The sequence below is a fragment of the Pseudomonas sp. 5P_5.1_Bac1 genome, from assembly GCF_025466015.1.
Taxonomy (GTDB): domain Bacteria; phylum Pseudomonadota; class Gammaproteobacteria; order Pseudomonadales; family Pseudomonadaceae; genus Aquipseudomonas.
The window spans coordinates 24522-48145 of record NZ_JANLNX010000059.1 but is presented as its reverse complement, the minus strand read 5'-3'; the positions used below and the strand labels follow the sequence as shown (position 1 = coordinate 48145).

Below are 23624 nucleotides of genomic sequence, written 5' to 3'. Positions count from 1 at the left end.
CCAAAGACAAAACATTATTGCCATGCAGGGATAATCTATGAGCAACCGCTGGGAAGGCATCGACGAGTTCGTGGCAGTGGCCGAATCCGGACAGTTCACCGCCGCCGCCGAGCGCCTTGGCGTTTCTTCTTCGCATATCAGCCGCCAGGTGGCACGCCTTGAAGAACGCCTGCAAACGCGGTTGCTCTACCGCAGTACGCGACGCGTCACCCTGAGTGAAGCCGGACAAACCTTCCTGCAACACTGCCAGCGGCTGCAGGACGGTCGCGAAGAAGCCTTGCGCGCCATGGGCGATCTCAACAGCGAACCCAAGGGACTGCTGCGCATGACCTGCGCGGTGGCGTATGGCGAACGCTTTATCGTGCCGCTGGTCACGCGCTTCATGACCCAGTACCCGCAACTGCGGGTGGATATCGAACTCACCAACAACACCCTCGACCTGCTCCACGAAGGCATGGACCTGGCGATTCGTCTTGGACGCCTGCAGGAATCAAGGCTGGTGGCCGCGCGAATCGCGCCGAGGCGCATGTTCCTATGCGCCTCGCCGGATTACCTCAGTCGCTATGGCCGACCGCACAGCCTGTCGGAGCTGGCGCGGCACAATTGCCTGATCGGCAGTTCGGATATCTGGGCGGTGCAGCAGGAGGGTCGGGAAATCGCGCAACGGGTTCAGGGCAACTGGCGTTGCAACAGCGGCCAGGCGGTGCTGGATGCCGCGTTACAGGGCATGGGGCTGTGTCAATTGCCGGACTATTACGTGCTGGAACACTTGGGCAGTGGCGCCCTGGTTTCACTGCTGGAGGCCCATCAGCCACCGAATACGGCGGTATGGGCGCTCTACCCGCAGCAACGGCACCTGTCGCCGAAAGTGCGCAAGCTGGTGGATCACTTGCGTGAAGGGCTGGCACTGAGGCCGGAATATCAGCGGGCCTGAGCCGTCAGCCGCGCATCGCCCAACGCTGACGCAGCCACTCCAGGTCTTCAGGACGGGTGACCTTGATGTTGTCGTTGCGCCCTTCGATCAAACGTGGCGCCTGCCCGGACCATTCGATGGCCGAAGCCTCGTCGGTAATCGCAACATCCGCCACCAGGCTGTCGGCCAGCGCCCGATGCAGGGCGCCGAGGCGGAACATCTGTGGCGTGTAGGCCTGCCAGATGGTGCTGCGGTCGACCGTCGCACTGACGCGGCCATCGGCGTCGGCGCGCTTGAGGGTGTCACGGGCGGGCACCGCGAGCAGGCCGCCCACCGGGTCATCCGCCAGTTCCAGCAGCAGCCGGTCCAGGTCGGAGCGAGCCAGGTTCGGCCGCGCGGCGTCATGCACAAGCACCCAATCGCTGTCGGACGCGCCCTGGGCATGCAGTAACAACAAGGCATTGAGCACCGAGTCGGCGCGCTCGCGCCCACCCGCGGCCCGCTGGATACGCGGGTCGCCGGCACACGGCAGGTCGGGCCAGAAAGGATCGTCAGCGGCAAGGCTGACCACCACCCCTTTCACACAGGGATGGTCGAGAAAACAGTTGAGGCTGTGTTCGAGAATCGTAAGTCCGCCCAGTTGCAGGTACTGCTTCGGCCGATCGGCGGCCATTCGCGCACCCACGCCGGCGGCGGGGATCACTGCCCAGAAGGCAGGCAGGGAAGAGTTCATTGGGCCAACTGGTAGAGGGTTTCGCCCTCCTTGACCATGCCCAGCTCGTGGCGAGCCCGCTCTTCGACGGTTTCCATACCTTTTTTCAACTCCAGAACTTCCGCGTCGAGCACGCGGTTGCGCTCCAGCAAACGTTCGTTTTCGGCGTGCTGGTCGGCGATCTGCTGTTGCAGCTCAGCCACCTGGGCCAGGCTGCCATTGCCCACCCACAAGCGATACTGCAAGCCACCGAGCAGTGCGAGAAGGACGAGGAACAACCAATAAGGACTACGCATCAGGACATCCAGTGGCTAAAGACCGCATCTGCGAAGGGCTGATGGCACGAAGCCTGGCCGAAGCCAGGCTTTGTGATTCAAACGCTCGCAGCGCCTGCGCAGCACCGGTCAGGACGACCATGGCGCAACGCAGTGCTGTCTTTTTACCATCTATCGCTTAGCCGCGAAACTCGGCGCGACCACGGTACACCGCCTTGGCGCCCAATTGCTCTTCGATACGCAGCAGTTGGTTGTACTTGGAAACGCGGTCGGAACGGCACAGCGAACCGGTCTTGATCTGACCAGCAGCAGTACCCACGGCCAGGTCGGCGATGGTGGAATCTTCGGTTTCGCCCGAACGGTGCGAGATCACCGCGGTGTAACCGGCAGCCTTGGCCATCTGGATGGCTTCCAGGGTTTCGGTCAGCGAGCCGATCTGGTTGAACTTGATCAGGATGGAGTTACCGATGTTCTTGTCGATACCTTCCTTCAGGATCTTGGTGTTGGTAACGAACAGATCGTCGCCCACCAGCTGTACTTTCTCGCCGATCTTGTCGGTGAGGATCTTCCAGCCAGCCCAGTCGGACTCGTCCAGACCGTCTTCGATGGAGATGATCGGGAAGCGTTCGGTCAGGCCTTTCAGGTAGTCGGCGAAACCTTCGGCGTCGAAGGACTTGCCTTCGCCGGACAGGTTGTACTTGCCGTCTTCGTAGAATTCGCTGGCAGCGCAGTCCAGCGCCAGGGTCACATCGGTGCCCAGCTTGTAGCCAGCGTTGGCTACGGCTTCAGCGATGGCGCCCAGGGCGTCTTCGTTGGAGGCCAGGTTAGGCGCGAAACCACCTTCGTCACCCACGGCAGTGTTCAGGCCACGGGCCTTCAGCACGGCTTTGAGATGATGGAAGATTTCGGTGCCCATGCGCAGGCCGTCAGAGAAGGTCTTGGCGCCAACTGGCTGGACCATGAATTCCTGGATGTCGACGTTGTTATCGGCGTGCTCGCCACCGTTGATGATGTTCATCATCGGAACCGGCATGGAGTACTGGCCTGGGGTGCCGTTCAGGTTGGCGATGTGCGCGTACAGCGGCAGATCCTGATCCTGGGCGGCGGCTTTGGCGGCAGCCAGGGAGACGGCCAGGATGGCGTTGGCGCCCAGCTTGGCTTTGTTCTCGGTACCGTCCAGATCGATCATGGCGCGGTCCAGGGCTTTCTGGTCAACAGGATCCTTGCCCAGCAGCAGGTCGCGGATCGGGCCGTTGATGTTGGCGACGGCTTTCAGCACGCCCTTGCCCAGGTAACGGCTCTTGTCGCCATCACGCAGTTCCAGTGCCTCACGGGAACCGGTGGAAGCACCGGACGGCGCGCAAGCGCTGCCAATGATGCCGTTGTCGAGCAGGACGTCTGCTTCCACGGTAGGGTTGCCCCGAGAATCGAGAACTTCACGACCTTTGATGTCGACGATTTTTGCCATTGTTGTAAGCACTCCAGAATTGACGAAAACAACGCAGCTTGAAGAATCCGCTCTTTCGCAGGCACGGGGCACGGGCAGGCCTGCCGCGGAGAAAACCCCTGGCCATGGACCAGGGGGCGGTACTGTACCGGAGAAACGAGCGTTATGCGGTTTCTACTGTCGGAAAACTCTTGACCAAGTCATCCAGTTGCTTGAGCTGGGCCAGGAAAGGCTCCAGTTTGTCGAGGCGCAGGGCGCAAGGACCGTCGCACTTGGCGTTGTCCGGATCCGGGTGAGCTTCCAGGAACAGACCCGCCAGACCCTGACTCAGGCCGGCACGGGCCAGCTCGGTCACCTGGGCGCGACGACCGCCAGCCGAATCGGCGCGACCGCCCGGCATCTGCAGTGCATGGGTCACGTCGAAGAACACCGGGTACTCGAACTGCTTCATGATGCCGAAGCCGAGCATGTCCACAACCAGGTTGTTGTAACCGAAGCTGGAACCACGCTCGCAGAGGATCAACTGATCATTACCGGCCTCTTCGCACTTGGTCAGGATGTGTTTCATCTCCTGGGGTGCGAGGAACTGGGCTTTCTTGATGTTGATCACCGCGCCGGTCTTGGCCATCGCGACAACCAGGTCGGTCTGGCGCGACAGGAAGGCCGGCAACTGGATGATGTCGCAGACATCGGCGACAGCCTGTGCCTGATGAGGCTCGTGCACGTCGGTGATGACCGGCACGCCGAAGGTCTTCTTCACTTCCTCGAAGATCCGCATGCCTTCTTCAAGGCCCGGACCACGGTAGGAATTGATCGACGAACGGTTGGCCTTGTCGAAGCTGGCCTTGAACACGTAGGGGATACCGAGTTTCTCGGTAACCCGCACGTACTCTTCGCAGACCTTCAGGGCCAGATCACGGGATTCCAGTACGTTCATGCCGCCGAACAGGACGAACGGCTTGTCGTTGGCGATCTCGATGTTACCGACGCGAATGATCTTCTGGGTCATGGATCAGGCCTTGTTCTTCTGAGCCAGAGCCGCCTTGACGAAGCCGCTGAACAGCGGATGGCCGTCACGCGGGGTCGAGGTGAACTCAGGGTGGAACTGGCAAGCGACGAACCATGGGTGATCCTGGGACTCGACCACTTCAACCAGCGCGCCGTCGCCGGAACGACCGGAAACCTTCAGGCCGGCTTCAACCAGCTTCGGCAGCAGGTTGTTGTTCACTTCGTAACGGTGGCGGTGACGCTCGACGATCACGTCCTTGGCGTAGCAATCGTGAACCTTGGAACCGCTCTCCAGCTGGCATTCCTGAGCACCCAGACGCATGGTGCCGCCCAGGTCGGAAGCCTCGGTGCGGGTTTCCACGGCGCCGGTGGAATCTTCCCACTCGGTGATCAGGCCGACGACCGGGTGGCCGCTGTTGCGGTCGAACTCGGTGGAGTTGGCGTCTTTCCAGCCCATGACGTTACGAGCGAACTCGATGACCGCCACTTGCATGCCGAGGCAGATACCCAGGTACGGGATCTTGTTCTCGCGAGCGTACTGAACGGCAGTGATCTTGCCTTCGACACCGCGCAGACCGAAGCCGCCCGGGACCAGGATGGCATCGACGCCTTCCAGCAGGCCGGTGCCCTGGTTCTCGATGTCTTCGGAATCGATGTAGCGCAGGTTGACCTTGGTGCGGTTCTGGATACCGGCGTGGCTCATCGCTTCGATCAGCGACTTGTACGCATCCAGCAGCTCCATGTACTTGCCGACCATCGCGATGGTGACTTCGTGCTCTGGATTGAGCTTGGCATCGACGACCTTTTCCCACTCGGACAGGTCGGCGCCATTGCATTGCAGGCCGAAGCGCTCGACGACGAAGTCGTCCAGGCCCTGGGCGTGCAGCACAGCAGGAATCTTGTAGATGGTGTCGACGTCTTCCAGGGAGATCACCGCACGCTCTTCAACGTTGGTGAACAGCGCGATCTTGCGACGGGAAGAGACATCGACCGGATGGTCGGAACGGCAGATCAGCACGTCAGGCTGCAGGCCGATGGAACGCAGTTCCTTGACCGAGTGCTGGGTTGGCTTGGTCTTGGTCTCGCCAGCGGTGGCGATGTACGGAACCAGCGTCAGGTGCATCAGCATCGCGCGCTTGGAGCCGACTTCGACCCGCAGTTGGCGAATGGCTTCGAGGAACGGTTGCGACTCGATGTCACCCACGGTGCCGCCGATCTCGACCAGGGCCACGTCGGCATCGCCGGCGCCCTTGATGATGCGACGCTTGATTTCGTCGGTGATATGCGGAATGACCTGGATGGTGGCGCCCAGGTAATCACCACGACGCTCCTTGCGCAGCACGTGCTCGTAGATACGGCCGGTGGTGAAGTTGTTGTTCTGGGTCATGGTCGTGCGGATGAACCGCTCGTAGTGGCCCAGGTCCAGGTCGGTTTCGGCGCCGTCGTGGGTGACGAACACTTCACCGTGCTGGAACGGGCTCATGGTGCCCGGGTCGACGTTGATGTACGGGTCCAGCTTGAGCATGGTGACCTTGAGCCCCCGCGCCTCCAGGATGGCCGCCAATGAAGCCGAGGCAATGCCTTTCCCCAATGAAGAAACAACACCGCCCGTGACGAATATGTAGCGCGTCATGAAAAACCCTAGAAGTCTGCGTTAAAGCGGTCTGCGCCGCCGGGGAAAGCGAAGGAAGGCCGAAGCCCCCGATCACCTGCGTCAATTACAGTGCATCCGAAAATACTGCCGCGCCTGTACAGACCGGGGTTGAAAAGCCCGGTACTAAGCTCGCTACACATTTTGAGAATCGCCCAGCAAAAAACTGCTTGGTAATCGGCAACTCCAGTGACTCGAAACGATGTCACAGAAGCTGTATCAAGAAGGGAGCGTAGTCTACCGGAATGTCCCTTTCATCTCAAACCTTGCTCGCTCGTCGGCGCACGCCACGTCAGTTGCAAATCGCCATCAGCCAGCCCTGGCAGATTTGCCACGGCCACCAGACGCTCCCCCGCGAACAGCAATGGCAGGCGCCCGCGGACAAAGGACGGGACATGCCGCTCGTTGAGCAAGCGCTTCAGATCGCGACGGCCGCGCCCCGCCAATTCAAGGGTTTCGCCGCCACGGCGATAACCGATACGCAGGGTTTGTGACAGAGAACTACCGCTCAGGCTGACGCTGCCGTTATCGGGCAACGGCAATGGCTCCAGAAGCTCCGTCCAGGGTGCGGGCTCACTCAAAGGCACAAGCCAGTTACCACTCAGCCAGTAAATCCGCTCGCCCGCTCGATGCAATTCGCCATCGGTCAGTCGCCACACCGGCGAGGCATCGACGCGGGCGTCGCGCAAATCATCCCAGCCGGCCCAATGGTCGCTGTCCGGCAAACGCGTGTACGGCGCCAGCCAGTATTGCAGGGCATTACGCTGACGAGCCGCAGACAACCGCGCCAGACTGCGCAGATCCAGCGAAGGCAGTTCAAGCCAGGGAAATTCATCACCCTCCCGAGCGCAGGCCAGATCCTGCTGCGCCAATTCATCGAGCAGTTCCCGCGCCTCAGTCAGATGCGCGGCCGTGCGCGCCAGGCTGCGATGCGCTTGCGGCCAGCGCGCGGTCAACGCGGGGAGGACTTGGTGACGCAGATAGTTGCGAGAAAACCGTGCATCGCGATTCGACGGGTCCTCGATCCATTGCAGGACCTGCTCCGTCGCGTACGCCAGCAACTGATCACGGGAAATGTCCAGTAGAGGCCGGACCAGTTCCCCCGCCCCCAGCCGTCTTTGCACCGGCATCGCCGACAAGCCGCGCACCCCTGCACCGCGAAGCAAGCGCAGCAGCAGGGTTTCCGCCTGATCATCACGATGCTGGCCGGTCAACAAGACGTCGCCAGCACCCAAGACCTCGATGAAGGCCGAATAGCGGGCATTACGCGCCGACTGCTCAAGGCTCGCACCCTCCTCCACCTGCACATGACAGACCTGCAACTCGATACCCAGCGAATCACAAAGCTGCTGGCAGTGCGCCGGCCAAGCGTCGGCCGCCACCTGTAAACCGTGGTGAACATGAAGGGCGCGGAGAACGGGAAGATCATGACGGCGCTTGAGTTCCGCCAACAGGTGCAGCAGGACGCTGGAATCCAGGCCACCGGAAAGGCCCACGCACCACGACCGCGCACTGCGCCACGGCGCAAGACGTGAAAGCAGCCGGGAGGCGAGATCAGTCATGGCGGCCAGCCCTCAAATGAAAACGCGGGACGGGCCCGCTCCACCTAGTGGAAGCGTACCCGCCCCGCGTTCAGATGCCACGATGGCGTCAGATCAGAGCCCGTAGCTCATCAGGCGATCATAGCGACGCTTGAGCAGCGCTTCGTTGTCGAATTTCTTCAGCATGTCCAGTTGCTGGGTCAATTCGCCGCGAATCGATGCGGCCATGGTGGCCGGATCACGGTGCGCACCACCCAGTGGCTCGCCAATGACCTTGTCGACGATACCCAGGCCTTTCAGACGCTCGGCAGTGATGCCCATGGCTTCAGCGGCATCGGAGGCTTTCTCGGCGGTTTTCCAGAGAATCGAGGCGCAACCTTCCGGCGAGATCACCGCGTAGGTCGAGTACTGCAGCATGTTCAGTTGGTCGCAGACGCCGATCGCCAGCGCACCACCCGAGCCACCTTCGCCGATAACGGTCGCGATGATAGGGGTTTTCAGGCGTGCCATGACGCGCAGGTTCCAGGCGATTGCCTCGCTCTGGTTGCGCTCTTCGGCGTCGATGCCCGGATAGGCGCCCGGGGTGTCGATGAAGGTCAGGATCGGCATCTTGAAGCGTTCGGCCATTTCCATCAGACGGCAGGCCTTGCGGTAGCCTTCCGGACGCGGCATGCCGAAGTTACGGCGAACCTTCTCGCGGACTTCGCGGCCCTTCTGGTGACCGATGACCATTACCGGACGGTCTTCCAGGCGGGCAATACCGCCGACGATCGCGGCGTCGTCGGAGAAGTGACGGTCGCCGTGCAGTTCGTCGAACTCGGTGAAGATGTGCTCGATGTAATCGAGGGTGTACGGCCGGCGCGGGTGACGCGCCAGGCGGGCGATCTGCCAGCTGGTCAGGTTGCCGAAGATGCTCTCGGTCAGCGCGCTGCTTTTGTCTTGCAGGCGGCCAATCTCGTCGCCGATGTTCAGCGAGTTGTCATTGCCGACCAGGCGCAGCTCTTCGATCTTGGCTTGCAGGTCAGCAATCGGCTGTTCGAAATCCAGAAAATTCGGGTTCATAGGCATCCGTCTAGGGTCGACGGCCAGGCGGCCGGCCGGTTGATCCGTTTGGCGCCCTACCTTAAGGGATCAGGCGCATTCAGGTCGAGATTAAAAATTCATCGATAGTGCAAAAAGACGTTCTCACGCCCGAACTGGTCACGCAGGGCTTGAATCAAGCCATCAGCCGGGTCGATACGCCAGTTCTCGCCGAACTGCAGCAAGGCTTTCGCGTCGCTGCCGGTGTACTCCATGCTGATCGGGCAGGCCCCGCGATGACGCTTGAACAAGTCGCCGAGCCAGGCCAGACGGTCGCCCTTGAGCGCCTCGGCGTGGATCTTGAGACGCAGGCTGTCGGCCAGGTTGGTGCGCGCATCTTCCATGCTCATCACCCGCTTGACCCGCAGGCGCAGACCGCCCGAGAAATCATCGTTGCTGACTTCGCCCTCGATCACCACCATGGCGTCGGTCTGCAACAGCGACTGCGCGGCCATGAAGGCATCGGCGAACAGCGACGCCTCGATACGCCCCGAGCGGTCGTCGAGGGTGACGAAGCCCATCTTGTCGCCCTTCTTGTTCTTCATGACCCGCAGGGCAATGATCATCCCCGCGACGGTCTGGGTGTCGCGCGCCGGCTTCAGGTCGATGATGCGCTGACGGGCGAAGCGGCGGATTTCGCCTTCGTATTCGTCGATCGGGTGGCCGGTCAGGTACAGGCCGAGGGTGTCTTTTTCGCCGCGCAGGCGCTCCTTGAGTGTTAGCTCACGAGCCGCACGGTGCTTGGCATACACGTCAACATCCGCCTCGTCGAACAGCCCGCCAAACAAGTCGGCATGCCCGCTGTCATGCGTGCGTGCGGTCTGCTCGGCAGACTTGATCGCTTCTTCCATGGACGCGAGCAACACAGCGCGGTTGAGGTCGACGTTGGCCTGATAGGCTTTGATCTCGTCGTGGAAGTAAGGACCGAGACGGTCCAGCGCGCCGCTGCGCACCAGTGCGTCGAGGGTCCGCTTGTTGATCCGCTTGAGGTCGACGCGGTGGCAGAAATCGAACAGGTCCTTGAACGGCGCCTCGGCGCGCGCCTCGACGATCGCCTCCACTGGACCCTCGCCGACGCCCTTGATCGCGCCAAGGCCATACACGATACGGCCGTCGTCGTTGACGGTGAACTTGAAATCCGAGGAGTTCACGTCCGGCGCGTCCAGGCGCAGCTTCATGCTGCGCACTTCCTCGATCAGCGTCACGACCTTGTCGGTGTTGTGCATATCCGCCGACAGTACCGCCGCCATGAAGGCCGCCGGGTGGTGCGTCTTGAGCCAGGCAGTCTGGTAGGAAACCAGGCCATAGGCGGCGGAGTGGGATTTGTTGAAGCCGTAGCCCGCGAACTTCTCCACGAGGTCGAAGATGTTACCCGCCAGGTTGCCGTCGATGCCGTTATCCGCGCAGCCCTCGATGAAACCGCCGCGCTGCTTGGCCATTTCCTCGGGCTTCTTTTTACCCATGGCGCGACGCAGCATGTCCGCACCGCCGAGGGTGTAGCCGGCCATGACCTGGGCAATCTGCATCACCTGTTCCTGATACAGGATGATGCCGTAGGTCGGTGCCAGAACCGGCTTCAGACCTTCGTACTGGTAATCCGGGTGCGGGTAGGCCAGTTCCGCGCGACCGTGCTTGCGGTTGATGAAGTCGTCAACCATGCCCGATTGCAGCGGGCCGGGACGGAACAGTGCCACCAGTGCGATAAGGTCTTCGAGGCAGTCGGGCTTGAGCTTCTTGATCAGCTCCTTCATGCCCCGCGATTCAAGCTGGAACACCGCAGTGGTTTCAGCTTTCTGCAGCAGGTCGTAAGTGCGCTTGTCGTCGAGCGGGATGAAATCGATGTTGAGGTCTGGCAGACCTTCCTTGGCTTGCTCGCGGTTGATGGTCTCCATCGCCCACTTGATGATCGTCAGCGTACGCAGGCCGAGGAAGTCGAACTTCACCAGCCCCGCGGCTTCGACGTCATCCTTGTCGAACTGGGTAATCAGGCCGCCGCCTTCTTCGTCGCAGGCGATCGGCGAAAAATCGGTCAGTTTGGTCGGTGCGATAACCACACCACCGGCGTGCTTGCCGGTACCCCGGGTGACCCCCTCCAGCTTGAGGGCCATGTCCCAGATTTCCTTGGCGTCTTCATCGACCTTGAGGAAATCGCGGAGAATTTCTTCCTGCTCGTAGGCCTTTTCCAAGGTCATGCCGACTTCGAACGGAATCATCTTCGACAGCCGGTCGGCCAGGCCGTAGGACTTGCCTTGGACCCGCGCCACGTCACGCACCACCGCCTTGGCCGCCATGGTGCCGAACGTGATGATCTGGCTTACCGCGTTGCGGCCGTAGGCTTCGGCAACGTACTCGATCACACGGTCGCGACCGTCCATGCAGAAGTCGACGTCGAAGTCGGGCATGGAAACCCGTTCCGGGTTGAGGAAACGTTCGAACAGCAGGTCATACGCCAGCGGGTCGAGGTCGGTGATCTTCAGCACGTAGGCCACCAGCGAGCCGGCACCCGAACCCCGGCCCGGGCCAACCGGCACGCCGTTGTTCTTGGCCCACTTGATGAAGTCCATAACGATCAGGAAGTAACCGGGGAATCCCATCTGGATGATGATGTCCAGCTCGAACTTGAGCCGGTCCAGGTAGGTCTGGCGTTTCTCTTCGTAATTCGGCGTGGTTTCTTTCGGCCAGAGCACCGCCAGGCGCTCTTCCAGACCCTCGTGGGAGACGTGTCGCAGGTAATCGTCGATGCCCATGCCGTTGGGCGTCGGGAAGTCCGGCAGGAAGTATTTGCCCAACTGCACTTCGATATTGCAGCGCTTGGCAATCTCGACGGTGTTTTCCAGCGCCTCGGGCAAGTCACTGAACAGCTCGGCCATTTCCTCGGCGCTTTTCAGGTATTGCTGATCGCTGTAGTTACGCGAGCGACGCGGATCGTCCAGCGCCCGGCCCTCGCCGATGCACACGCGGGTTTCGTGGGCGTCGTAGTCGGTCTGCTTGATGAAGCGGACATCGTTGGTGGCCACCAGCGGTGCACCCAGGCGATCAGCCAGTTCGACGGCAGCATGCAGGTATTCTTCGTCGCCGGCGCGGTTGGTACGTTGCACCTCGACGTAGAAGCGATCGGGGAACATCGCCATCCAGTCCCGCAGCAGCGCTTCGGCGTCCACCGCGTTACCAGCCAGCAAGGCCATGCCGATGTCACCTTCCTTGGCCGCGGACAGAGCAATCAGCCCCTCGGAGGCGGCAGCAATCCACTCGCGCTGGATAATCACCAGGCCATTGCGCTGGCCCTCGACCCAACCACGGGAAATCAATTCGGTGAGATTGCGATAGCCCTGGGCATTCATCGCCAGGAAGCAGATGCGCGACAGCGGCGCATCGGGGTCGTCGTTGGCCAGCCACAGGTCAGCACCGCAGATCGGCTTGATCCCGCCCCCCATCGCGGTTTTGTAGAACTTGACCAGCGAGCACATGTTGCTCTGGTCAGTCACCGCCACTGCCGGCATGTTCATCGCGGTCAGGGCCTTGGCCAGCGGCTTGATCCGTACCAGGCCGTCGACCAGCGAGAATTCGGTGTGCAGGCGAAGATGAACGAATGAAACCGACATGATGGTCCTATAGCAGCGCAAAACGACAAGGCCCGGATTGTACCGGGCCTCGATCAAAACAACAGCCGGGGGATTCTGATCCTGACTGAAGGTGGAGCCGATGGCTCAGCCCGGGATTAGTTGGTCAGCCATCAGGGCCCGGGCCTCGAAGGCCGCCCGCACAGGCGCGAAGGAGCGCCGGTGAATCGGCGTCGGACCAAGGCGGGCAAGCGCCTCAAGGTGCACCGGGGTCGGATACCCCTTGTGGCCACCCATTCCGTACCCAGGATAGATCAGCTCGAACGCCGCCATTTCCCGATCACGGGTGACCTTGGCCAGGATAGACGCAGCCGCGATGGCCGGTACCTGGCTATCGCCTTTCACCACGGGAGCGGACGGCACGTTCAACTTGGGGCAGCGATTGCCGTCGATCAGCGCCAAGCGGGGGGTGATGTGCAAGCCCTCCACCGCCCGCTGCATCGCGAGCATGGTAGCGTGGAGAATGTTCAGCTCGTCGATTTCATCGACTTCGGCCCGGGCGATGTGAAAGCTCAGGGCCTTTTCGCAGATCTCGTCGAACAGCTTTTCGCGGCGAGCCTCGGTCAGTTTCTTCGAATCATTGAGGCCAAGAATCGGGCGATTCGGGTCAAGGATCACCGCGGCGGTCACTACCGCGCCACACAGCGGCCCACGACCGACCTCATCGACACCGGCGACAAGGTCTTCGACCAGGTTGAAGTCCAGTCCCATTTGCATTTATCGGGTTTCCAGCAAGGCCAGCACTGCTTCAGCGGCCTGGTTCGAGGCATCGCGACGCAGTGTGCGGTGAATCTGATCGAAACCTTCGGTCTGCTGCACGCCATCGGTCACCAGCGGCGCCAGGGTCTGGGCCAGGGACTCAGTGGTCGCGGCCTCCTGCAACAGTTCCGGAACCAGCAAGCGCTGGGCCAGGAGGTTGGGCAGCGAGACGTAGGGACTTTTGACCAGGCGTTTGAGAATCCAGTAGCTCAGCGGCGCAAGGCGGTAGGCCACCACCATGGGGCGCTTGAACAGCAGCGCTTCAAGGGTGGCAGTACCGGAAGCGATCAGTACCGCATCGCAAGCCGCCAGGGCCTGGTGGGACTGACCGTCGAGCAGCGTCAGCGGCAGGTCACGGCCTTCGAGCATCTGTTCAAGCTGCGCACGCCGCGCGGCATTCGCGCACGGCGTAACAAAACGCACACCCGGCACCAGCTCGCGCAGACGCTGAGCGGTATCGAGGAAAAGAGCACCCAGCCGGCCGACTTCGCCTCCTCGGCTGCCCGGCATCAAGGCGACCAGCGGGCCATCGGGCAAGCCCAGAGCACCGCGGGCGGCCTGTCGATCAGCATCCAGGGGAATGGTGTCAGCCAGCGGATGGCCAACGAAACGCACGGGAACGCCCTGCTCTTCGTAGAACTTCGCCTCGAAGGGGAACAGGGTGAGCATCAGGTCGCAGCCTTCGCGGATCTTCAGCACGCGCTTCTGACGCCAGGCCCAGACCGACGGGCTGACATAGTGCACGGTCTTGATGCCGGCGCGGCGCAGCTTCAATTCGATATTCAGCGTGAAGTCAGGTGCGTCGATGCCGATGAACACGTCGGGCTTTTCATCGATAAGCGTCTGAACAAGCTGCTTGCGGCGCTTGAGTAGCTCAGGCAGCCGCCCCAGTACTTCGACCAGGCCCATGACCGCCAGGCGTTCCATGGGGAAGTAGGAGACGAGCCCCTCGGCTTCCATAAGGGGACCGCCAACGCCGATGAAGCGGACATCCGGATGACGCGCCTTGAGCGCCCGCATCAGACCGGAACCAAGAATGTCGCCGCTGGCCTCACCGGCCACCAGCGCTACGCAGAGTTCGGACATATCAGCGGGTGATGCCGCGGGCGGAATTCTGGATCGACTGGCGGAACATCTCGACCTCGGGGAACTGGCTGGCCGGTTCGGCCAATTCGACGATAGCCTGCTCGACGGTCAGGCCTTGACGGTAGACAACCTTGTAGGCGCGACGCAGCGCATGGATCGCATCTTCGCTGAAACCACGGCGACGCATGCCTTCGAAGTTCATGCTGCGCGCTTCGGCCGGGTTGCCGAATACGGTGACGAACGCTGGAACGTCCTTGCCAATGGCAGTGCCCATGCCGGAAAAACTGTGGGCGCCGATATGGCAGAACTGGTGAACCAGGGTGAAACCGGAAAGGATTGCCCAGTCGGCAACATGCACATGACCAGCCAGCGCAGTGTTGTTGACCAGGATGCAGTGGTTGCCGATGACGCTGTCATGACCGATATGGGCATACGCCATGATCAGGTTGTGATCGCCCAGGGTGGTTTCCGAGCGGTCCTGCACCGTGCCGCGGTGAATGGTCACACCTTCGCGGATGACGTTGTGGTCACCAATTACCAGGCGAGTGGCCTCGCCCTTGTACTTGAGGTCAGGGGTGTCTTCGCCAACTGACGAAAACTGATAGATGCGGTTGTGCCGCCCAATCCGGGTCGGCCCTTTGAGCACAACGTGTGGACCGATGACGGTCCCTTCCCCGATCTCGACATCCGGGCCGATGATCGACCAAGGGCCGACCTCGACACCATCGGCCAGCTTGGCCGAAGGATCGATGATTGCCCGAGGGTCAATCAAACTCATAGTTTGCGTTCCGCGCAGATGATCTCGGCCTTGCACACTGGCTTGCCGTCGACCGATGCCTGGCAATCGAACTTCCAGATCTGGCGTTTGCAACTGATGAATTTCGCTTCAAGGATCAGTTGATCCCCTGGCAGAACCGGCTGGCGGAAGCGCAGCTTGTCGGAACCGACGAAGTAATAGAGGGTGCCGTCCGTCGGCTTGGCATCGAGCATTTTGAAACCGAGGATGCCGGCTGCCTGGGCCATGGCCTCGATGATCAGCACGCCCGGCATGATTGGATGCGCGGGGAAGTGACCATTGAAGAAGGGCTCGTTGATGCTGACATTCTTGTAGGCACGAATGCGCTGGGCCTCGACGTCCAGTTCCACCACGCGATCCACGAGCAGGAACGGGTAACGGTGAGGCAGGTATTCGCGAATCTCGTTGATGTCCATCATTTCTGGGGGAAGCCTGTAGTAAAGATAGGGAGCATGCGCTGGGCGCCATGCACCTTTTGCGAATCAAGAAAGCCGTACAGCTATCGAGCGGCCTTGATCAGGAAAGGGTATCAGCCATCAGATGAAGGCTGGCTGCCTGAGGTCACGGCATCGACACGCTTTTCTACCTGTTGAAGGCGCTTGGCCATTTCGTCCAGTTGACGAATTCGCGCCGCACTCTTGCGCCAGTCTCCCAACGGCTGCATCGCCGTCCCGGACGAATAGCCGCCCGGCTCGGTAATGGAGCGGGTGACCATGGTCATGCCGGAGACGAATACGTTGTCGCAGACTTCGATGTGTCCAACCATTCCGACACCACCGGCGATCGTGCAATGCTTGCCGATCCGGGTGCTACCGGAGATGCCCACGCACGCCGCCATGGCGGTGTGGTCGCCGATCTGTACGTTATGGGCGATCTGAATCTGGTTGTCGAGTTTGACGCCATTGCCGATGCAGGTATCGGCAAGAGCACCACGGTCGATGGCGGTGTTGACACCGATTTCGACGTCATCGCCGACAGTGACACCGCCAATCTGGGCGATCTTCTGCCAGACGCCTTTCTCATTGGCGAAACCGAAACCTTCACCACCCAGCACGGCGCCGGACTGGATCACCACCCGCTTGCCGATGCGAACATCGTGGTACAGGGTCACACGCGGGGCCAGCCAGCCACCCTCGCCGATCACGCAACGAGCACCGACGAAACAGTGCGCGCCAATGGTGACACCGGCCGCAATGACCGCGCCGCTCTCGATGACAGCGAAGGGACCGATACTGGCGCCGGCATCGACCTGAGCGTCCGCCGCAACCACGGCGCTGGGATGGATTCCCGCCACAGCCTTGGGTTTGGGGTCGAACAGGTGAGAGATGCGGGCGTAGGCCAGGTAAGGGTCCGGCACGATCAGGGCGTTGCCGACAAAACCTTCGGCATCTGCAGCACGCAGAAGCACCGCAGCAGCCTGGGTATCAACCAGGTATTTGCGGTACTGGGGATTAGCCAGGAAGCTCAGTTGGCCGGGGCCAGCTTCCTGCAAGGTCGCGAGACCAACGATCTCAAGTTCCTCGGGACCCTGAAGGGTCGCTCCAAGGAACTCGGCCAGTTGGCCGAGTTTCATGGTCGCCGTCATATCAACGGGACTGGTTCATGCGCTCGATGACCTGGCGGGTGATGTCGTACTGAGGTTTGACATCAATGACCGCGCCACGCTCGAGAACCAGATCGAAGCCGCCTTTCTTGATGACTTCTTCTACAGCGCCATCCAATTTCGGCTTGAGCTGCTTGAGCATGTCACGGTCAGCAACGGCCTTGGCTTCGTTCAGTTCCTTGGACTGGAACTGGAAGTCACGGGCTTTTTGCTTGAACTCGAGCTCAAGACGCTCACGCTCGCCCTGGGCCATTTTGTCGCCGCCCTTGACCAGACGATCCTGGATGCCCTTGGCGCTGCTTTCCAGGTTCTTCAGCTTGGTCAGTTGTGGGCCGAATTTCTTCTCGGCATCAACCGCGTACTGCTTGGCCGGGTCCGACTCGAGCAGCGCCATTTGATAGTTCAGGACAGCAATCTTCATTTCGGCAAACGCCGGGGTCGCGACCAGAGCCGCTGCCAGTACCGCCAGTTGAGTCAACTTACGCACGATGCACTCCTACAGAATCCGTTGTCATTTACGTGGACCAGACCCTTAGAAGGTCTGACCCAGAGAGAATTGGAACACCTGGGTATCAGCATCGTCCGGTTTCTTCACCGGCATCGCCAGGCTGAAACTCAACGGACCCAGTGCGGTAATCCAGGTCACACCCAGGCCGACGGAGCTGGCCAGGCCGGAAAGGCCGAGCTTCTCGCAATCAGGCTTGGAGCCGCAATTGGTGTCATACACGTTACCCACGTCCCAGAACACGGAGGTACGCAGCGAACGCTGGTCCTTGATGAACGGAAGCGGGAACAGTAGTTCTACACCACCCTGAACAAGAACGTTGCCGCCGAACGGCAGTGGATCCTGATCCGGGTCTGCTGCAGTTCCTGGTCGGGTGCCGTTGCTTGGCGTACTGCGTGGACCGAGGCTGCTGTCTTTGAAACCACGTACCGAGTTGAAACCACCCGCGTAGTAGTTTTCATAGAACGGCAGACCGGAAGTCGAACCGTAACCGTCGCCATAACCCAGCTCGGTATGCAGACGCAGGGTGTAGTCGTTGGTGATTGGCTTGAACAGCTGGCCGCGGTAGTCGAGCTTGAAGAACGACAGGTCGCTGCCAGGCGTAGTTGCTTCCAGCACCAGGCTTTGCGAGTGACCGCGGGTTGCCAGGGTACCTTTGTTCAACGTCGACTCGGACCAGCCGGCCGAGGCCTTGAAGTTCAGGAAGCTGTCGCCGCCTTCCTTGTCCAGGAAGTCGAAGATCTCATCAACGGTGTAAGTACCGGTTTTGATCTTGTCCTGCTGAACTGTCAGGCCGAAGGTCAGGCGCGACGTTTCGCTGATCGGGTAACCGACGTTGACACCGGCACCCATGCTGTCCACGGCATAGCTTGCCACGTCGACGTCGAGGTCATCGTAGTTGGTCGTGCGGTAGAAGGCGTTGTAGCCCAGGCTGACACCATCGGCAGTCCAGTAGGGGTCCACGAAGCCGAAGTTGTATCGGCTCTGGTACTCGGAACGGGTCAGACCGATGGAGACCTTGTTACCGGTACCCAGGAAGTTGTTCTGGCTGATCGAACCACCGAGGATCAGACCGGCGCTCTGGGCGAAACCGACACTGGCGGTGATCGAACCGGAAGCCTGCTCTTCAACGGTGTAGTTGACGTCGACCTGGTCATCGGTACCCGGAACAGCCGGGGTCTCGACGTTGGCTTCCTTGAAGAAGCCCAGGCGCTCCAGACGGGTCTTGGACTGGTCGATCAGGTAGGTCGAAGCCCAGCCCCCTTCCATCTGGCGCATTTCGCGACGCAGCACTTCGTCTTCGGACTTGGTGTTGCCACGGAAGTTGATGCGGTTGACGTAGGCGCGCTTGCCCGGATCCACGACGAACATGATGTCGACGGTATGGTCGTCATCGTGCGGCTGCGGCACACCGTTGACGTTGGCGAAGGTATAGCCTTCGTTACCCAGACGGCGGGTGATCAGCTCGGAAGTGGTGGTCATCACCTTGCGCGAGAAGACCTGGCCCGGCTGTACCAGCAGCAGCGCCTTGACCTGGTCTTCAGGCACTTTCAGGTCACCGGACAACTTGACGTCGCGTACGGTGTACTTCTCGCCTTCGTTGACGTTGACGGTGATGTAGACGTGCTTCTTGTCCGGGGTGATGGACACCTGGGTGGAGGCGATGTCCATGTTGATGTAGCCGCGGTCCAGGTAGTAGGAACGCAGGCGCTCAAGGTCACCGGAGAGTTTTTCACGGGCGTACTTGTCGTCGTTCTTGAAGAACGACAGCCAGTTGGTGGTCTTGAGTTCGAACAGACCGGCCAGATCCTCGTCGGAGAACACAGTGTTGCCCACGACGTTGATGTGCTGGATGGCAGCGACCGTGCCTTCGTTGATCTTGATCTTCAAGGCAACGCGGTTGCGCGGCTGAGGAACCACTTCAGCATCGACCTCGGCGGAGTAGCGACCCTGAGCGACATACTGACGCTGCAGTTCGTTACGCACGCCCTCGAGGGTCGCCCGCTGGAAAATTTCGCCTTCCGCCAGACCGGATTGCTTCAGGCCTTTCATCAGGTCTTCGGTGCTGATCGCCTTGTTACCGTCGATTTCGATGCTCGACACCGACGGGCGCTCAACGACGTTGATGATCAGGACATTGCCATCACGGCCCAGTTGGATGTCCTGGAAGAAACCGGTCTTGAACAGCGAACGGGTAGATTCCACCAGGCGGCCGTCGTCGGCATGATCGCCAACGTTCAGCGGCAATGCACCAAATACGCTGCCCGCGGAAACCCGCTGCAGACCATTGACACGAATATCGGAGATGGTGAAGGACTCGGCGTGAACTTCAGCGATCATCAGTGCGGCGAGAGCCGCAGTTAGCAGCAGACGTTTCATGAAGTCCTTTCTTATTCCAACTGGCAATAAACGACCCGCCGCGAAAGGCGGCAGGTTCGCAATTGAGCGAAGCGTTACAGTCGACCCAAATCGTTGATCAGGGCTAGCAACATCACCCCGACTACCAAACTGATACCGATCTGGATACCCCAACCTTGCACCCGGTCCGACAGTGGGCGGCCACGCGCCCACTCGATCAGGTAAAACAGCAAATGCCCCCCATCCAGAACTGGAATGGGCAGCAAGTTAAGAACTCCTAGGCTAATGCTCAGATAGGCAAGGAAATTCAGGAAATCCCCAAGGCCGGACTGGGCCGAAGCGCCCGCCACTTTAGCAATGGTTATCGGTCCGCTCAAGTTTTTTACCGAGAGCTCGCCGAAGAGCATTTTCTTCAGTGAATCGAGGGTCAGAACACTCATGTTCCAGGTACGGGAAAGACCCTCACCGACTGCTTCGAGCGGCCCGTAACTGACCTCGCGCAGCATCTGCGCCGGCCATTCGACCGCCTGGACACCAGCGCCGAGGTAACCGGCGGCAGACTTGCCCTCGCCGCGACTGGCCAGGGTGACCGGCAACTCGATGCGAGCACCATCGCGCTCGACGGTGAGCACGATGCGGCTGTCAGCACGCCCCCGCACGGTGTCGACCACCTGCTGCCAGTCATTCAGCGCCTGACCATCCAGCGCCAGCAGGCGATCACCGGTTTTCAGCCCGGCGGCCTGGGCCGGCCCCTTCGGATCCAGCTCGGCCAGCACCGGCGCAAGCGCCGGGCGCCATGGGCGGATACCCAGGGAGCGAATCGGATCAGGCTCGTCAGCGCCCTTGAGCCAATGATCGAGGGTAATCGTGTGAGCGCTGTCAACGGTGGCGCCTTCAGTGCGCACACCGACCTGTAGCGCTCCGCTTTCGCCCAGACGGCGAACCAGTTGAAGATTGACCGCGGCCCAACCATTGGTCGGCTCGCCGTCGATCGAAACGATTTCCTGCCCGGAACTCAACCCGGCGACGGCTGCCAGGCTACCCGCCTCGACCCCGCCGATGACCGGGCGAACCTGCTGGCTGCCAAGCATCGCCAGCGCCCAGAAGAACACGATAGCGAGCAGGAAGTTGGCGATCGGCCCCGCCGCAGTGATCGCGATGCGCTGGCCAACGGTTTTTCGATTGAAACTCTGCTCGGCCTGCGCGAGCGGAACATCGCCCTCGCGCTCGTCGAGCATCTTGACGTAGCCGCCCAGTGGAATCGCGGCGATCACGAACTCCGTACCCTGACGGTCGTGCCAGCGAAGCAGCGGCGTGCCGAAGCCGACGGAGAAACGCAACACCTTGACGCCGCAGCGCCGAGCCACCCAGAAGTGCCCGAATTCGTGAAAGGTAACCAGAACACCCAGTGCAACCAGGGTGCCGATAATCATGTAGAGCGCACTCATGTCTTTCTCCGAATAACGTTCAACAGGGCCCGGCACGACGCCTTGCGGTGTCGCACCTCAGCGCCCGTGATGCGCCAACCACTGCCCGGCAAGCACCCGGGCCCGCTGGTCGGCGGCAAACACCGCATCCAGCGTATCCACGGCCACCACTGGCTCCTGGTCAAGCACCTGCTCGATCATACTCGCGATTTCCGGGAAGCGGATGCGTCGCTGAAGAAACGCCTCCACCGCGATTTCATTGGCTGCATTAAGCACCGCCGGCGCGCTGTTGCCGGCCTCCGCAGCTTCCCGCGCCAGACGCAGGCAAGGAAAACGCTGCTCATCGGGCGACTGGAAATCCAGACGAGCGATGGCAAACAAGTCCAGCGGCGCCACACCGGAATCGATTCGCTCCGGCCAGGCCAGTGCGCTGGCGATGGGGGTACGCATGTCCGGGTTACCCAACTGGGCAAGCACCGAACCGTCGACGTAGTCCACCAGCGAGTGAATCACACTCTGCGGATGCACCACGACCTCGATCTGCGAAGGGCGAGCATCGAACAGCCAGCAGGCCTCGATCAGTTCCAGCCCCTTGTTCATCATGCTGGCCGAATCGACGGAAATCTTCCGCCCCATGGACCAGTTGGGATGCGCGCAGGCCTGCTCCGGGGTGACAGCAGCGAGTTCGCTGGCCGGGGTCTGACGGAAAGGCCCACCCGAAGCGGTCAGCAGAATCCGGCGAACACCCACCTGAGCCAGCCCGCGACCATAGTCACCTGGCAGGCACTGGAAGATGGCGTTGTGCTCGCTGTCGATCGGCAGCAGCACCGCATTACTGCGGCGCACCGCCTGCATGAACAAGGCGCCGGACATCACCAGCGCTTCTTTATTGGCGAGCAGCACCTTCTTGCCCGCCTCCACTGCCGCCAGCGTCGGGCGCAAGCCCGCAGCACCGACGATCGCCGCCATTACCGCATCGACCTGCGGGTCAGCCGCGACCGCACACAAGCCCTGCTCGCCCACCAACACTTCAGTGCGCGAGCCCGCCGCCTTGAGCCCTTCGCGCAGAGTGCAAGCCCCCGCCTCGTCCGGCACCACGGCAAACACGGGCGCATGGCGCAGGCACAACTGCAACAGCTCGTTCAAACGCGAGTAGCCAGTTACGGCGAAGACTTCGTAGCGATCCGGGTGCCGAGCAATGACATCCAGGGTGCTCAGACCGATGGAGCCAGTGGCCCCAAGCACGGTAATGCGCTGTACGCGACTCACAGGACGCCCCAGTCAGCCGCCCACAACAGCACGGCGAACAGCGGGATGGCCGCGGTCAGGCTGTCTATACGGTCCAGCACACCGCCATGACCCGGCAACAGGTTGCTGCTGTCCTTGATCCCGGAACGGCGCTTGAACATGCTTTCAGTCAAGTCGCCGACCACCGAACCCATTACCAGGAGCGCGGCACCGAACAATCCGAGTACCAGTTCGCCCACACTCCAATGCCGGGTCAGACCGACAGCCAGCGTGATGACCAGGCTCAGCGCCAGGCCACCATAGACGCCCTCCCAGCTCTTGCCGGGACTGACGTGCGGCGCCAGTTTGCGCTTGCCGAACGCCCGGCCGGAGAAGTACGCACCAATGTCGGCACCCCAGACCAGCACCATGACCGCGAGAATCAGCCAGTTGCCCATTGTCCAGTGCTTGAGCAGCACCAGCCCTTGCCAGGCAGGCAGCAGGATCAGCGTACCGATCAGCAACCGACAGGCCGCGCTGGCCCACAGTTCACTGGTGCGCGGATAGGTCATGACAAGCCAGGTTGCCACGCCCCACCACAGCACCGAAGCACCGAGCACCCAGGGCGCCAGATCCGGCATCAGGTAGAGCAGCATCAGCAAACCGGCGATGACTGCGGCATAGGCAACCCGCAAAACCTGCGCCATCAGGCCGGCCAAGCGAGCCCATTCCCAGGCGCCAAGGGTGACCACCAGCCCGATGAACAGGGCAAAGCCAGCCCCTTCGAGCAGGAAGAACCCGCCCAGGGCGATCGGCAACAGAATCAGCGCGGTAATGATGCGTTGTTTGAGCATTAAGCACGGGCTCCAGCTTCGACCTGCTCGCTGGTTTTACCGAAGCGGCGCTGGCGCGAAGCAAAATCGGCCAGCGCGGTACGCATGGCCTCGTGTTTGAAGTCCGGCCAAAACAGGTCGGAGAAATACAGCTCGGCGTAAGCCAGTTGCCACAGCAGGAAGTTGCTGATGCGGTGCTCGCCCCCGGTGCGGATACACAGGTCCGGCAACGGCAGGTCGCCAGTAGCCAGGCAGGTTTGCAGGAGTTCGGGAGTGATGTCTTCCGGACGCAGATGCCCGGCCTGGACTTCGCGCGCGAGGCGCTGAGCGGCCTGCGCGATATCCCACTGACCACCATAGTTGGCGGCGATCTGCAGGATGAAACGGTTACTGCCAGCGGTCAGCGCCTCGGCCTCGCGCATGGCCGCCTGCAGTTCAGGGTGAAAGCGGGAGCGATCACCGATGATCCGCAAACTGATGTTGTTCTCATTGAGCCGCTTGGCTTCCCGGCGCAAGGCCGAGAAGAACAGCTCCATCAACGCACCGACCTCTTCGGCCGGGCGTTGCCAGTTTTCGCTGGAGAAGGCGAATAGGGTCAGCACCTCGACCTTGGCCTCGGCGCAGACCTCGATAACGGCCCGCACCGCGTCCACGCCAGCCTTGTGCCCGGCAACGCCGGGCAACAGGCGCTTCTTCGCCCAGCGATTATTTCCATCCATGATGATCGCGACATGACGCGGCACCGATGGAGGCACACCCTGCTTGCTCTTTTCCATTAAAAAA

20 protein-coding genes are annotated in these 23624 nt (G+C 61.3%); 1 reads left to right on the top strand and 19 read right to left on the bottom strand.

Annotated elements, in window-relative coordinates; genetic code table 11:
* Window positions 1-37 precede the first annotated feature (37 nt).
* Window positions 38-934: a LysR substrate-binding domain-containing protein gene (locus tag NTD82_RS13495; protein WP_095154063.1), complete on the top strand. Its 897-nt coding sequence runs from the start codon at window positions 38-40 to the stop codon at window positions 932-934.
* Window positions 935-938: 4 nt separating this feature from the next.
* Here NTD82_RS13495 and ispD read toward each other — a convergent pair whose 3' ends face one another.
* The 19 genes from ispD to uppS form a co-directional block, all read right to left on the bottom strand.
* A complete protein-coding gene (gene ispD, locus NTD82_RS13490) occupies window positions 939-1646 on the bottom strand; it encodes a 2-C-methyl-D-erythritol 4-phosphate cytidylyltransferase (RefSeq protein WP_175651257.1) in 708 nt (235 codons plus the stop codon).
* Window positions 1643-1921, bottom strand: coding sequence for a cell division protein FtsB (ftsB, locus tag NTD82_RS13485; protein ID WP_095154065.1), 279 nt, complete (start codon window positions 1919-1921; stop codon window positions 1643-1645). The genes ispD and ftsB overlap by 4 nt, the downstream gene beginning before the upstream one ends.
* A gap of 157 nt (window positions 1922-2078) precedes the next feature.
* A complete protein-coding gene (gene eno / locus NTD82_RS13480) occupies window positions 2079-3368 on the bottom strand; it encodes a phosphopyruvate hydratase (RefSeq protein WP_095154066.1) in 1290 nt (429 codons plus the stop codon).
* Between the two features lie 142 nt (window positions 3369-3510).
* On the bottom strand, window positions 3511-4356 hold the full coding sequence (gene kdsA, locus NTD82_RS13475; RefSeq protein WP_095154067.1) for a 3-deoxy-8-phosphooctulonate synthase: 846 nt from the start codon (window positions 4354-4356) through the stop codon (window positions 3511-3513).
* A 3-nt stretch (window positions 4357-4359) separates the two neighbouring features.
* Entirely contained in the window at window positions 4360-5988 is a 1629-nt protein-coding gene (locus NTD82_RS13470) for a CTP synthase (protein WP_095154068.1), read from the bottom strand.
* A 272-nt stretch (window positions 5989-6260) separates the two neighbouring features.
* Complete coding sequence (tilS, locus tag NTD82_RS13465) at window positions 6261-7568, bottom strand: tRNA lysidine(34) synthetase TilS (RefSeq protein ID WP_262129068.1); 1308 nt, start codon at window positions 7566-7568, stop codon at window positions 6261-6263.
* 93 nt (window positions 7569-7661) lie between these two features.
* Window positions 7662-8609, bottom strand: coding sequence for an acetyl-CoA carboxylase carboxyltransferase subunit alpha (locus NTD82_RS13460; protein WP_095154070.1), 948 nt, complete (start codon window positions 8607-8609; stop codon window positions 7662-7664).
* Between the two features lie 98 nt (window positions 8610-8707).
* The gene (gene dnaE, locus NTD82_RS13455; RefSeq protein ID WP_262129067.1) at window positions 8708-12229 is read right to left on the bottom strand and encodes a DNA polymerase III subunit alpha; all 3522 of its coding nucleotides are present in this window, start codon (window positions 12227-12229) and stop codon (window positions 8708-8710) included.
* Between the two features lie 105 nt (window positions 12230-12334).
* Window positions 12335-12964, bottom strand: coding sequence for a ribonuclease HII (gene rnhB, locus NTD82_RS13450; protein WP_175651253.1), 630 nt, complete (start codon window positions 12962-12964; stop codon window positions 12335-12337).
* Window positions 12965-14092, bottom strand: coding sequence for a lipid-A-disaccharide synthase (gene lpxB / locus NTD82_RS13445; RefSeq protein WP_095154073.1), 1128 nt, complete (start codon window positions 14090-14092; stop codon window positions 12965-12967).
* Window position 14093: 1 nt separating this feature from the next.
* A complete protein-coding gene (gene lpxA / locus NTD82_RS13440) occupies window positions 14094-14870 on the bottom strand; it encodes an acyl-ACP--UDP-N-acetylglucosamine O-acyltransferase (protein ID WP_095154074.1) in 777 nt (258 codons plus the stop codon).
* Window positions 14867-15307 (bottom strand): 3-hydroxyacyl-ACP dehydratase FabZ, encoded by a 441-nt coding sequence (gene fabZ, locus NTD82_RS13435; protein WP_095154075.1) that lies wholly within the window; start codon window positions 15305-15307, stop codon window positions 14867-14869. The genes lpxA and fabZ overlap by 4 nt, the downstream gene beginning before the upstream one ends.
* 110 nt (window positions 15308-15417) lie before the next feature.
* A complete protein-coding gene (gene lpxD, locus NTD82_RS13430) occupies window positions 15418-16473 on the bottom strand; it encodes a UDP-3-O-(3-hydroxymyristoyl)glucosamine N-acyltransferase (protein WP_262129066.1) in 1056 nt (351 codons plus the stop codon).
* Window position 16474: 1 nt separating this feature from the next.
* Window positions 16475-16978 carry an OmpH family outer membrane protein gene (locus NTD82_RS13425; RefSeq protein ID WP_095154077.1) on the bottom strand — a complete coding sequence of 168 codons (504 nt, stop codon included), beginning with the start codon at window positions 16976-16978 and terminating at the stop codon, window positions 16475-16477.
* Window positions 16979-17023: 45 nt separating this feature from the next.
* Window positions 17024-19375, bottom strand: coding sequence for an outer membrane protein assembly factor BamA (gene bamA, locus NTD82_RS13420; RefSeq protein ID WP_110968279.1), 2352 nt, complete (start codon window positions 19373-19375; stop codon window positions 17024-17026).
* A 74-nt stretch (window positions 19376-19449) separates the two neighbouring features.
* Window positions 19450-20802 (bottom strand): RIP metalloprotease RseP, encoded by a 1353-nt coding sequence (gene rseP, locus NTD82_RS13415; RefSeq protein WP_175651249.1) that lies wholly within the window; start codon window positions 20800-20802, stop codon window positions 19450-19452.
* A gap of 57 nt (window positions 20803-20859) precedes the next feature.
* Complete coding sequence (gene ispC / locus NTD82_RS13410) at window positions 20860-22050, bottom strand: 1-deoxy-D-xylulose-5-phosphate reductoisomerase (protein WP_095154080.1); 1191 nt, start codon at window positions 22048-22050, stop codon at window positions 20860-20862.
* On the bottom strand, window positions 22047-22862 hold the full coding sequence (locus NTD82_RS13405) for a phosphatidate cytidylyltransferase (RefSeq protein ID WP_095154081.1): 816 nt from the start codon (window positions 22860-22862) through the stop codon (window positions 22047-22049). The genes ispC and NTD82_RS13405 overlap by 4 nt, the downstream gene beginning before the upstream one ends.
* Entirely contained in the window at window positions 22862-23617 is a 756-nt protein-coding gene (gene uppS / locus NTD82_RS13400) for a polyprenyl diphosphate synthase (RefSeq protein WP_095154082.1), read from the bottom strand. The genes NTD82_RS13405 and uppS overlap by 1 nt, the downstream gene beginning before the upstream one ends.
* Between the last annotated feature and the right edge of the window lie 7 nt (window positions 23618-23624).

Bases quoted from the DNA above. Each gene is read 5' to 3' on its own strand.
- NTD82_RS13495 (WP_095154063.1), top strand. From the start codon at position 38: ATGAGCAACCGCTGGGAAGGCATCGACGAGTTCGTGGCAGTGGCCGAA.
- ispD (WP_175651257.1), bottom strand. From the start codon at position 1,646: ATGAACTCTTCCCTGCCTGCCTTCTGGGCAGTGATCCCCGCCGCCGGC.
- ftsB (WP_095154065.1), bottom strand. From the start codon at position 1,921: ATGCGTAGTCCTTATTGGTTGTTCCTCGTCCTTCTCGCACTGCTCGGT.
- eno (WP_095154066.1), bottom strand. From the start codon at position 3,368: ATGGCAAAAATCGTCGACATCAAAGGTCGTGAAGTTCTCGATTCTCGG.
- kdsA (WP_095154067.1), bottom strand. From the start codon at position 4,356: ATGACCCAGAAGATCATTCGCGTCGGTAACATCGAGATCGCCAACGAC.
- NTD82_RS13470 (WP_095154068.1), bottom strand. From the start codon at position 5,988: ATGACGCGCTACATATTCGTCACGGGCGGTGTTGTTTCTTCATTGGGG.
- tilS (WP_262129068.1), bottom strand. From the start codon at position 7,568: ATGACTGATCTCGCCTCCCGGCTGCTTTCACGTCTTGCGCCGTGGCGC.
- NTD82_RS13460 (WP_095154070.1), bottom strand. From the start codon at position 8,609: ATGAACCCGAATTTTCTGGATTTCGAACAGCCGATTGCTGACCTGCAA.
- dnaE (WP_262129067.1), bottom strand. From the start codon at position 12,229: ATGTCGGTTTCATTCGTTCATCTTCGCCTGCACACCGAATTCTCGCTG.
- rnhB (WP_175651253.1), bottom strand. From the start codon at position 12,964: ATGCAAATGGGACTGGACTTCAACCTGGTCGAAGACCTTGTCGCCGGT.
- lpxB (WP_095154073.1), bottom strand. From the start codon at position 14,092: ATGTCCGAACTCTGCGTAGCGCTGGTGGCCGGTGAGGCCAGCGGCGAC.
- lpxA (WP_095154074.1), bottom strand. From the start codon at position 14,870: ATGAGTTTGATTGACCCTCGGGCAATCATCGATCCTTCGGCCAAGCTG.
- fabZ (WP_095154075.1), bottom strand. From the start codon at position 15,307: ATGATGGACATCAACGAGATTCGCGAATACCTGCCTCACCGTTACCCG.
- lpxD (WP_262129066.1), bottom strand. From the start codon at position 16,473: ATGACGGCGACCATGAAACTCGGCCAACTGGCCGAGTTCCTTGGAGCG.
- bamA (WP_110968279.1), bottom strand. From the start codon at position 19,375: ATGAAACGTCTGCTGCTAACTGCGGCTCTCGCCGCACTGATGATCGCT.
- rseP (WP_175651249.1), bottom strand. From the start codon at position 20,802: ATGAGTGCGCTCTACATGATTATCGGCACCCTGGTTGCACTGGGTGTT.
- NTD82_RS13405 (WP_095154081.1), bottom strand. From the start codon at position 22,862: ATGCTCAAACAACGCATCATTACCGCGCTGATTCTGTTGCCGATCGCC.
- uppS (WP_095154082.1), bottom strand. From the start codon at position 23,617: ATGGAAAAGAGCAAGCAGGGTGTGCCTCCATCGGTGCCGCGTCATGTC.